An 11347-nucleotide genomic window follows, 5' to 3' on the forward strand; every position below is an offset into this window, starting at 1 on the left:
GCGCATCGGGCCCGCCATGAAAGTCCTCGTTCTCGGCGCCGGCGTGGTCGGCACGGCATCGGCCTGGTACTTGCGCCAGGCGGGCCACGACGTGCGCGTGCTCGAACGCCAGGCGGGCGCCGCGCAGGAAACCAGTTTCGGCAACGGCGGGCAGATTTCCGTCTCGCACGCGGAACCGTGGGCCAATCCCGCCACCCTGCGCAAGGTCGTTAGCTGGCTGGGCAAGGACGACGCGCCGCTGCTGTTCCGTCCCCGCCTGGACCCGCTGCAATGGCAGTGGGCCTTGCACTACCTGCGCGAATGCCTGCCGTCCAGGGTGGCGCGCAACATGCGCCAGATCGTCGCCCTGGCCGAGTACAGCCGCCAGAGCCTGCAAGCCTTGCGTCGCGAGACGGGGATTACCTATGATCACCTGGAACGGGGCATTTTGCATTTTTATACGGACGAGCAGGAGTTTGACAAATCGCAAGCGGGCGCCGCGCTCCTGCGCGAGCTGGGCTGTCCGCGCAATACCGTCAGCGCCGACGAAGTGATCCGGCTGGAGCCTGCCTTGCGCCACGCGCGCAGCCGCATCGTGGGCGGCGACTTCACGGCCAGCGACGAATCGGGCGACGTGCATCTGTTTACCACGGCCCTGGCTGCCCGCGCGGCGGCGGCCGGCGTGGATTTTCAGTACAGCACGACGGTGACGCGGCTGCTGGAAGATGGTGCGAATGGCGCACGCATCACGGGCGTGGAATGCATCGATGCGCAGGGGCGCCACCGGCTGGAATACGCGGACGCCGTGGTGGTGGCCATGGGCAGTTTTTCCGCACCGCTGCTGCAGCCGCTGGGCATCCGGCTGATGCTGTATCCGGGCAAGGGTTATTCCGCCACGTATCCGATCATCGATCCCGTCAGCGCACCCAGCGTATCGCTGACGGACGACGGCCATAAGCTCGTGTTTTCGCGCCTGGGATCGCGCCTGCGCGTGGCGGGCACGTGCGAGCTGAACGGCTACACGCGCGAACTCAACCCCGTGCGCTGCGCCGCGATCACGCGCCGCGTGCAGGCGCTGTTCCCCGATGCCTGCGATTACGGCGATCCCGTCTACTGGGCCGGCCTGCGCCCCCTGACACCGTCGAACGTGCCCTACATCGGCGCCACGCGCTACCGCCAGCTGTTCCTCAACACGGGCCACGGCACCCTGGGCTGGACCATGGGCTGCGGCGCGGGCAGGGCGATCGCCGACCTCGTGTCGGGACGGCGGCCGGAAGTCGATTTTGCGTTTTGCGGGCAACGCTTGGCACCGCAGTCTGCGGCAGAGGAGTTCCGGGGTCAGACCCGCCGGGTCTGACCCCAGCTTTAACTTAGGAGATCACGATGAGAGACGACGCCACCCCCCGCCCGCCCGCCAGTGGCCTGACCCTGGCCGGCACCACCTACCAGTCGCGCCTGCTGGTGGGCACCGGTAAATACAAGGATTTCGAGGAGACGCGCCTCGCCATCGAGGAAAGCGGCGCCGAGATCGTCACCGTGACCATCCGCAGGGTGAATATCGGCCAGGAAAAGGGCGAGCCGAACCTGCTCGACTTCATCCCGCCGTCGAAATACACGATCCTGCCCAACACGGGCGGCTGCTACAACGCACGCGATGCCGTCTACACTCTGCAACTGGCGCGCGAGCTGCTGGGCGGCCACCAGTTGTGCAAGCTGGAAGTGCTGGGCGATGAAAAGACCCTGTTCCCGAACATGCCGGAAACGTTAAAGGCGGCGGAGCAGCTGGTGCGCGACGGCTTCCAGGTGATGGTGTATTGCAGCGACGACCCCATCCAGGCGCGCATGCTGGAAGACCTCGGCTGCATCGCCGTCATGCCGCTGGCGTCATTGATCGGCTCGGGCATGGGCATTCTCAATCCATGGAATCTGTCCCTGATCATCGAGCAAGCCAAGGTGCCCGTGCTGGTGGACGCGGGCGTGGGTACGGCGTCGGACGCGGCCATCGCCATGGAACTCGGTTGCGACGGCATCTTGATGAATACTGCCATCGCGGCGGCGCGCGAGCCGATCCGCATGGCGCGCGCCATGAAACTGGCAGTGCAGGGCGGACGCGAGGCCTATCTGGCCGGACGCATGCCCCGGAGAGCGGGCGCCATGAGCGCTTCGCCCTCGTCGCCGATGGCCGGGCTGATCGCCTGAGTTGCCGCATTTACCGCATTTACCGCAGTTTGCAGCACCGTTGTTGATTCTGTTTGAAGCACCCATAAAAACCACAATACCTGGAGATGACATGAAACACACACTCGTAGCGGCAGCCATCCTGGCCTCCTTCTTCGCCGGCAACGCCAGCGCCCAATCGTCCGTCACCGTGTACGGCTTGCTCGACGCGGGCTTCACGTCCGAGCACGGCGGCGCGGACGGTTCCGTCACCAAGCTGGCCACCGGCGTGCAGTCGGGCAGCCGCATCGGCTTCAAGGGCACGGAAGACCTGGGCAACAACTTGAAAGCCAATTTCCTGCTGGAAAATGGCCTCGACGTGGACACGGGCGCCAACCGCCAGGGCGCCTTGTTCGGGCGCAAGGCCTACGTGGGCCTGTCCGGCGGCTTCGGCGCCGTGAACCTGGGCTTGCAGCACAACCCGCTGTTCACGGCGCTGGACAATATCGACCCCTTCGAGACGGGCCTGACGGGCGCCTCGATCAACCTGATGAGCGTGGCCAGCCTGCGCACGAAAAATTCCATCATGTATGAGACGCCCAAGGTCAAGGGCCTGTCGGCATCGATCATGTACGGTCTGGGAGAGAAGCCGGACAGCAATACGCTGGGCCGCACCATCGACTTTTCCATCGACTACGCCAACGGCCCGCTCGTGCTGACCCTGGCGCACGACAACCGCAAGGACACGCCGCTGAACACGGCGAAAGTGACCTTGCTGGGCGGCACTTACGACTTCGGCCCCGCCAAGCTGCACGCCGCCTATGAAACGGACAAGGACGATGCGGGCACGGATTTCCGCAACTACATGCTGGGCGCGTCGGCTCCCGTGGGCGCGGCGGGCAGCGTGATGGCCTCGTACATCCGCAAGGATGACCGCACGAATGCGCGCCGCGGCGGGCGCCAGCTGGCCATCGGCTACACGTATGCCTTGTCCAAGCGCACGAACCTGTACACCTCGTACGGGCGCATCAGCAACGATGGCGCTGGCACCAACTTCGTTGGCGACGCCTCCAGCGGCGGCAGCGTGCCCTTGCCTGGGCATAACTCGAGCGCCTTCACGGCCGGCATGCGCCTGAAGTTCTAAACGCGGCGGCGCAGGTAGCGATGGCGGCTTGTCTGTTGCGGATAAGCCGCCATTGTTGTTTCAGGAATGGGCCTAAGTCACGGATTCCGGATTCAGGAATGAAACAGTCCGATTTTTCATGAATTTTCATTGACAGCGCATTTCGCAACCGTTAAATTGAACACGTATTTCAAATATCGGAACAAAATATACCGATTTTTTATAAAACCGTAAGGAGACTGAGCCATGACCGATTTGTCCGACCAAAAAGCCGCCGCCGCTGCCGTTCCAGTAGGCCCGCAAAAGATGACGCCTTCCGAAGCGTTCGTGGAAACCCTGGCCGCCAATGGCGTGACCGACATGTTCGGCATCATGGGCTCGGCCTTCATGGACCCGATGGACATTTTTGCGCCGGCCGGCATCCGGCTGATCCCCGTCGTGCACGAGCAGGGCGCCGGCCACATGGCCGACGGCTATGCCCGCGTCTCGGGCCGCCATGGCGTCGTCATCGGCCAGAACGGCCCCGGCATCAGCAATTGCGTCACGGCGATTGCCGCCGCCTACTGGGCGCACACGCCCGTCGTCATCATCACGCCGGAAACGGGCACGATGAGCATGGGCCTGGGCGGCTTCCAGGAAGCGAACCAGTTGCCGATGTTCGAGGAATTTACCAAATATCAGGGTCATGTGACCAATCCGGCCCGCATGGCGGAATTTACGGGCCGCTGCTTCGACCGCGCCATGTCGGAAATGGGGCCGACGCAACTGAACATCCCGCGCGACTATTTTTATGGCGAAATCAAGGCGGAAATCCCGAAACCGAACCGCCTGGACCGCGGCGCCGGCGGCGAGCAAAGCCTCAACGATGCGGCCGAGCTCTTGGCCAAGGCCAAGTTCCCCGTCATTATCTCGGGCGGCGGCGTCGTCATGGGCGAAGCCATCGAAGAATGCAAGGCCCTGGCCGAACGCCTGGGCGCGCCCGTCGTGAACAGCTACCTGCACAACGACTCGTTTCCCGCCAGCCACCCGCTGTGGTGCGGTCCGCTCGGCTACCAGGGTTCCAAGGCGGCGATGAAACTGATCGCCCAGGCCGACGTCGTCGTCGCTTTAGGCTCGCGCCTGGGACCGTTCGGCACCTTGCCGCAGCACGGCATGGATTACTGGCCGAAGAACGCGAAGATCATCCAGATCGACGCCGACAACAAGATGCTGGGCCTGGTCAAAAAGATTTCGGTCGGCATCTGCGGCGATGCCAAGGCGGCCGCCAAAGCCATCCTGTCCCGCCTCGACGGCAAGAGCCTCGACTGCGACGCCACGCGCGACGCGCGCTATGCCACCGTGCAAGCCGAGAAGGCGGCGTGGGAAGAGGAGCTGACCAACTGGACCCATGAAAAAGATGCGTACAGCCTGGACATGATCGAAGAGCAAAAGAAAGAGCCGGGCAATTATTTGCACCCGCGCCAGGTCTTGCGCGAGCTGGAAAAAGCCATGCCGGAAGACGTGATGGTGTCGACCGACATCGGCAACATCAACTCGGTGGCCAACAGCTATCTGCGCTTTGAAAAGCCGCGCAGCTTCTTTGCGGCGATGAGCTTTGGCAACTGCGGCTACGCGTTCCCGACCATCATCGGCGCCAAGGTGGCAGCTCCCCACCGTCCGGCCGTGTCGTATGCGGGTGACGGCGCCTGGGGCATGAGTTTGATGGAAACGATGACCTGCGTGCGCCACAACATTCCCGTCACGGCCGTGGTGTTCCACAACCGCCAGTGGGGCGCGGAAAAGAAGAACCAGGTCGATTTCTACAACCGCCGCTTCGTTGCCGGCGAGCTCGACAACCAGAGTTTCGCGGAAATTGCGCGGGCCATGGGCGCCGAAGGCATCACGGTCGACAAGCTGGAAGACGTGGGGCCGGCCTTGAAGAAGGCGATCGACATGCAGATGAATGAAGGCAAGACGACCATCATCGAAATCATGTGCACGCGCGAGCTGGGCGACCCGTTCCGCCGCGATGCGCTGAGTAAACCAATTCGTCATCTGGATAAGTATAAAGACTACGTTTGATGTAACGGGTGTTGTTGGATTACGCCCGTTGGGCTAATCCAACCTACCCAACCTACGCAATGTACGCGTGGTGCTGGCGTAGGTCGGATTAGCCGGGCAAAGCCCGGCGTAATCCGACACCACCCGGGCAGTAGCCAGGCCCGGCGTCATCCGACGCCACCCCGACCGATCCTTGTATGACCCCGGCTTGCCGGGTTTTATGTGCCGGAACCATCTTTATGCTTCCATGGTTCCGGCACTTTTTTTACCGAATTGGAGTCGCCATGAAAGCCCTGCACCGCATCATCGAGCAAGCCCGCGCCGTGCCGAAACATATCGTGTTGTGCGAGGGTGGCGATGCGCGCGTGCTGCAGGCGGCCGCGCGGGCTGCCGCCGAAGGGCTGGCGCACATTACCCTCGTCGGCCAGCCGGCCGCCATCCTCGCCCTGGCGCACGAGCACGGGCTTGACCTCGATAGCGTGCGCCTGGTCGACCCGGCCACGTCCGACGAGTCGGAACACTATGCCCAGCAATTGTTCGTGTTGCGCCAAGCCAAGGGCATGACGGTGGAGCAGGCGCGCATCGCCGTGCAAGACCCGTTGTGCTACGCCAACCTGATGGTGCGCCTGGGCGACGCGGACGGTTGCGTGGCGGGGGCCGTGCATACGACGGCCGACGTGGTGCGCAGCGCCATCCAGATCATCGGCGTCGACCCGGCCTTCAAGCTCGTGTCGAGCTTTTTCCTGATGATGCTGTGCGAACCGTTCCACAGCCTGAAGGGCGGATTCATCTTTTCCGACTGCGCCCTCGTCGTCGATCCGAAGGCCGAGGAACTGGCCGACATCGCCATGGCCGCCGCCGACAGCGCGCAAGCCTTGCTGATGGAAGAACCACGGGTCGCCATGCTGTCGTTTTCCACCAGCGGCAGCGCCCATCACGCGGCCGTGGACAAGGTGCATGCGGCCACGGACCGGGTCAAGGCCCAGCGTCCGCTGCTGGCCATCGATGGCGATGTGCAACTCGACGCGGCCATCGTGGCCGAAATTTCCCAGAGAAAAGTCAAGGATTCCGTCGTCAACGGCCGCGCCAACGTGCTGGTATTTCCGAACCTGGACGCGGGCAATATCGGCTACAAGCTGGCCGAGCGCATGGGCGGCGCCGTCGCCATCGGCCCCTTGCTGCAAGGCTTGAACAAGCCGGCCAACGATTTGTCGCGCGGCTGCAGCGCCGACGACGTCTACAACGTCATTGCCGTGACGGCCGTGCAGGCCCAGGGTGGGCGCTGAGTTGTTCAGCTTGCCCGTGCTGGCGCTGCTGGGCGTGGTGGCGGCCGGCACGTATTTCCAGACCGTCACGGGCTTTGGCCTGGGCATGATCGTCATGGGCGTGGCCAGCGGCCTCGGCCTGGCGCCCGTGCCCGCGCTGGCGGCCCTCGTCAGTTTATTGTCGCTGGCCAATTGCCTCGTGGCCTTGCCGGGCGCCTTGCACCACCTGGACTGGCGCGCCATCCGCGCTGCCAGCATCGGCTTGCTGCCGGCCATGGCGGCCGGCGTCTTGCTGTTGGGATATCTGGACCAGGCATATGCGCCCGTGCTGAAACTGTTGCTGGGCGCGGCCATCGTGTATGGCGGCGTCAGCATCCTGCTGCAGGCGCCGCCGGGACCGGGCGCGGCGGATAAACGCAGCTTTTTCATCAGCGGCGTGTGCGGCGGCCTGTTCTCGGGCCTGTTTTCGCTGGCCGGCCCGCCCCTCGTGTACCAGTTTTACCGCCAGGAAATGAGTTTGACCACCATCCGCTACAGCCTGATCTTTTTGTTTGCCATCAGCGCGGGCGGGCGCTCGCTGATGGCGGGTAGCCAGGGCCAGCTCGACGCAAAAGTCTTGTTGCTGTGCGCGCTGGCCTTGCCCGTCGGCGTGCTGGCCACCATGGCAGGCAAGCGCTACCCGCCGCCGATCGCCCAGCGCGGCATGCGCCGCATCGCGTTCGCCGTGCTGACCGCCATCGGCCTGTCGCTGATGGCGGCGGCCGTGCCGCAATTGCTGCACTAGGCTTTAAAGGTCAGCAAGGGTTTCAAGCGCGCCACCGATTGCAGCAAGCCCGCTTCCTCCTGCGCGGCGATGACGGGACCGATCTTCTTGTACGCCATCGGTGCTTCCTCGACACGGCGTTCCTCGCGCAGGGTCACGCACTGGAACGTCATCTCGTCGCCGCCCACCGTGGGCCGCATGGCGCGCATGGCTTGCCTGCGGATGCTGCGCCCCGCGCCATGCGAGCACGACCACAGCCAGTCGGGATTGCCCATGCCAGTTGCCACATAAGAATAGTCGCCCATGGAGCCGGGGATCAGCGCCAGGTCGCCTTCGCGCGCCGGCGTGGCGCCCTTGCGGTGGATGTTCATGCCATGCTCGCGCAGGATGACGTTGTGCGGCACGTCCACCACCAGGCGCGATTGATCCTGCGCAAACACTTGCGACAGGCTGTCGCGCACCAGCTCGGCCAATACCATGCGGTTGACCCAGGCATAGCGCGAGGCCACGCCCATGGCGTCCATGTATTCGCCGGCCAGTTCGCCCGTCAAGCCGTACAGGCCCGACTGCGGGTGGCGCACGCCTTTCGGCCACGCCTCTTTGGCGCGGTCCATCCAGCGGCTGCCCACAAAAAAACCCACGTCGCGGCTGCCGCTGTGGATCATGACGACCACTTCGCCCGGCACCAGCCCGTGCCGGTACGCGGCGTGGCGGTCCATGACGGCGTCGACCAGCTGGATTTCCACGAAATGGTTGCCCGATCCCGTCGTGCCCAGGCTGGGATCGCGTATCACTTCGCGCGTGCCCACCAGCGCTGCGGGCGCATGGCGCAAGCCGCCGCCCAGTTCGCGCAGGGCGATGCAAGCGTCGAGCTCGCGCAACAGCCGCTCCTTGTCGACGCGGGGCCACAAACCATCGTCATGCAGGCTGTCGATGAACGCTGCCGGACCCACGTCGAACAGGGCGGCAAACGCTTTCGAGCGCAGCGGCACGTTGCGGCCGTCTTCCAGCAGCACATGTTTGAGCTTGGCGAGCAGTTGCGGCTTGCGCGCCTCGAACTGGGCCAGGGTCAGGCCTGTCGTGATCAGGCGCATGCCGCAGGCGATGTCCGTGCCGGGAATGGCGGGGATCACCATGTCGGGGCTGGTGGCGACGATGCTGCCGACGGGCGCGATGCTGCCAGGGTGGAAGTCGGGCGTGGCGCACGCCTTGCACACATGGCCATCCTGGCCGGGCACGGCGACGGCCGCAAATTCCATCAACTGGCGCACGGCTTTTTCCTCGAGGGGAAAGTTATGGGGCAGCAGCACGGACGCTTGGGCGTGCGGATTGCTGAGCGTATAAATACCGTCGGCATAGGCGACGGCGATGCCCTGGCGGCGCAGGGCTTTTTGTAATCTGGATAGGGGAAACACGATTCTGCTCCGGAAATAACGAATGCACGGCCCTTTTGCAAGGGCCATGTTTGTTTTCCACGCAGCAGCGACAGGAAGTGCCGCCAGCTTAGCAAATTTTGCGGGGATTGCAAAGCGGGGGAGCGTACAAGAATGCGCACGATACGGATGAGCCACTTGCAAAATAATCAAACAGCCTTTATATTCGCGGTTCTTTCTCGAACCTCTTCCTTATTGGAGCCAAAAGTGCCTCGCTTCTTCGCCATCACCTGCTAACGCTGACGAAATGCTCTCTGCAGCATCGTTCGGCGCGTTGACGCCCCCGATTGCTGCGGCACTGTTTTTGCTCTTTCCGCACACGTATCCAGGACCACCGTCCTGATCGTCCACGCCCGAACACGTCGTCAGCACCCCTGACCCTGTATGGACACGCCCCGGTGAACGCGGCGTGGGACGCTATGTTTTTACAATCTTTGCCTTTATTTAAATACCCGCGCACGCCGCACCTGGAAGGCTCGCGCCTGCAGGACGGCGACGACGGTTCCGACCAGATGCCGTTGAAAAAGCTGGCCGGCCAGTACGTCGTCATCGAGGAAAAAATCGATGGCGCCAACTCCGCCGTGTCGTTCAGCGATGCGGGCGAGGTGCTGCTGCAGTCGCGCGGCCACTACCTGGCGGGCGGCGGCAGCGAACGCCAGTTCAACCTGTTGAAACCGTGGGCGCATGCGCACGAGCACGCCTTGCTGCATATGCTTGAAGATCAATTTGTGCTGTTTGGCGAGTGGTCTTACAGCAAGCATTCCGTGTTTTATGACCGGCTGCCCCATTATTTCAACGAGTTCGACGTGTATTGCCGCCGCAGCCAGATGTTTTTGTCGACGGCGCGCCGCCACGCCATGCTGGCCGGCTCGCCCGTGCTGTCGGTCCCCGTGCTGTATGCGGGCACCATGCCCGCGTCGCCGAAACAGCTGTGGCAGCTGCTGCGCCATTCGCTGGCCAAGTCCCGGTTGTGGCGCGACGCCTTTGAAAACGTGGTGGCGCGCGAACGCCTGCCGCTGGACCTGTGCTGGAAGCAGACGGACAAGTCCGACCACGCGGAAGGCTTGTACCTGAAAGTGGAAGACGACGAGCAAGTGCTGGCCCGCTACAAGCTGGTGCGGCATGACTTTACGCAAACCATCCTCGACAGCGGCTCGCACCACAGCACGCGGCCGTTGATCCCGAATCTGCTGGCCGACGGCGTCGATCTGTACGCGCCGCAGCCGCTCGTGACGTGGGAAAGCCTGGGCTTGCATACCTGCAGCTCGCTCGACGAACTGGCAGCTTACTCAAGGAGTACAAAATGATGAACTGGAAAACCCTGCAGCAACTGGTGCCGCAAGCGGGCCAGTCGCCCGATTTCAACGCCTGTCTGGCCGCTTTTCCGCAGCTGGAACTGGCGAAGACGACGCCGCAAAACCCCGTCTATCACGCGGAAGGCGACGTGTGGACGCATACGATGATGGTGGTGGAGTCCCTGCTGGGCATGCCTGAATATCAGCAAGCCACGCGGGCGGAACAGGAAATCGTGTTCCTGGCCGCCTTGCTGCACGACGTGGCCAAGTGCAGCACCACGGTGATCGACCCGGTGACGGGCGCCATCGGCCAGCCCGGCCACTCGCGCAAGGGCGCGCTCGATGCGCGCATCGCCCTGTGGGACTATGACGTGCCATTTGCCGCGCGCGAGGAAATCTGCCGTCTGATTAACGTACATCAAGTGCCATTCTTTGCGCTGGAACAATCACGGCGCGGCGTCACGCCGGAATTTACCGTGCGCGAACTGTCGTGGCAAGTCGATATCCGCCTGCTGGCCATGCTGGCCGAGGCCGATATCCGCGGCCGCATCTGTCCCGACCCGCAGCGCATCCTCGACGCCATCGAGCTGTTCCGCGAACTGGCGCGCGAGGAGGGCTGCTATGGCCAGCGCAGGGTCTTCGTCGACGACCACACGCGCGTGAAGTACTTTCGCGGCGCCGAGGCGCATCCCGATTATTCCCTGTTCCAGGAGCCGGGTTCGCGCGTGATCGTCATGTCGGGCTTGCCCGCATCGGGCAAGAACACGTGGGTGGACAAGCACCATCCGCGCCTGCCCGTCGTGTCGTTTGACGATGCGCGGACGGCCTTGGGCTTGAAGCACGGCAAGAACGAGGGGCAGGTGGGCGACTATGCGGAAGAGCGGGCGCGCGAACTGCTGCGCAAGGGCGAACCGTTCGTGTGGAATGCCACGCATTTGTCCAAGCTGATGCGCGAAAAGACGCTCAACCTGCTGTACAAATACCATGCGCAGGTGGAGCTCGTGTACCTGGAGCAGCCGCGCAAGGAGCTGCTCAGGCGCAACGGCCAGCGCGACACATCGCTCAGCAACAAGAAGCTGCAAGCGATGCTGTGGAACTGGGAAATCCCGCTGCCGATGGAGGCGCATGCCGTGCGTTACTGCGTTGATTGAGGCGCCCGCCAATGTGTCGCACTGCGTTCGTCCGCTTTTGCGATAGTTGCATGAGCAATCAAAATGTTAATGGTTATTTTTAAAATTGCAACAAACTGAGTATATTGTGACTCTTTCATTTATTACAATGAATTGTCTGGT

At 63.4% G+C, this 11347-nt stretch carries 9 protein-coding genes; 8 read left to right on the plus strand and 1 reads right to left on the minus strand.

What is annotated here, in order from left to right; genetic code table 11:
- The first annotated feature begins 16 nt into the window (after window positions 1-16).
- The 6 genes from JAB4_RS10925 to JAB4_RS10950 all read left to right on the plus strand — a co-directional run bounded on the left by JAB4_RS10925 (window position 17) and on the right by JAB4_RS10950 (window position 7348).
- Entirely contained in the window at window positions 17-1336 is a 1320-nt protein-coding gene (locus JAB4_RS10925) for a D-amino acid dehydrogenase (RefSeq protein ID WP_070225016.1), read from the plus strand.
- Window positions 1337-1362: 26 nt separating this feature from the next.
- Window positions 1363-2178: a thiazole synthase gene (locus JAB4_RS10930; RefSeq protein WP_070225017.1), complete on the plus strand. Its 816-nt coding sequence runs from the start codon at window positions 1363-1365 to the stop codon at window positions 2176-2178.
- A gap of 91 nt (window positions 2179-2269) precedes the next feature.
- Window positions 2270-3280 carry a porin gene (locus JAB4_RS10935; protein WP_070225018.1) on the plus strand — a complete coding sequence of 337 codons (1011 nt, stop codon included), beginning with the start codon at window positions 2270-2272 and terminating at the stop codon, window positions 3278-3280.
- A 225-nt stretch (window positions 3281-3505) separates the two neighbouring features.
- A complete protein-coding gene (gene xsc / locus JAB4_RS10940) occupies window positions 3506-5320 on the plus strand; it encodes a sulfoacetaldehyde acetyltransferase (RefSeq protein WP_070308476.1) in 1815 nt (604 codons plus the stop codon).
- A gap of 263 nt (window positions 5321-5583) precedes the next feature.
- Window positions 5584-6585, plus strand: coding sequence for a phosphate acetyltransferase (gene pta, locus JAB4_RS10945; protein ID WP_070223834.1), 1002 nt, complete (start codon window positions 5584-5586; stop codon window positions 6583-6585).
- Window position 6586: 1 nt separating this feature from the next.
- The gene (locus JAB4_RS10950) at window positions 6587-7348 is read left to right on the plus strand and encodes a sulfite exporter TauE/SafE family protein (RefSeq protein WP_227742136.1); all 762 of its coding nucleotides are present in this window, start codon (window positions 6587-6589) and stop codon (window positions 7346-7348) included.
- Here the strand turns inward: JAB4_RS10950 and JAB4_RS10955 are convergent.
- On the minus strand, window positions 7345-8742 hold the full coding sequence (locus JAB4_RS10955) for an RtcB family protein (RefSeq protein WP_070223838.1): 1398 nt from the start codon (window positions 8740-8742) through the stop codon (window positions 7345-7347). The two genes, JAB4_RS10950 and JAB4_RS10955, sit on opposite strands and share 4 nt — an antisense overlap.
- Before the next feature lie 437 nt (window positions 8743-9179).
- Between JAB4_RS10955 and JAB4_RS10960 the strand changes: the two genes are divergently transcribed.
- The gene (locus tag JAB4_RS10960) at window positions 9180-10067 is read left to right on the plus strand and encodes an RNA ligase family protein (protein ID WP_070223840.1); all 888 of its coding nucleotides are present in this window, start codon (window positions 9180-9182) and stop codon (window positions 10065-10067) included.
- A complete protein-coding gene (locus JAB4_RS10965; RefSeq protein WP_070223848.1) occupies window positions 10067-11206 on the plus strand; it encodes an AAA family ATPase in 1140 nt (379 codons plus the stop codon). The genes JAB4_RS10960 and JAB4_RS10965 overlap by 1 nt, the downstream gene beginning before the upstream one ends.
- The last annotated feature ends 141 nt before the right edge of the window (window positions 11207-11347 follow it).

The sequence above is a fragment of the Janthinobacterium sp. HH102 genome (assembly GCF_001758625.2).
Lineage (GTDB): Bacteria > Pseudomonadota > Gammaproteobacteria > Burkholderiales > Burkholderiaceae_D > Janthinobacterium.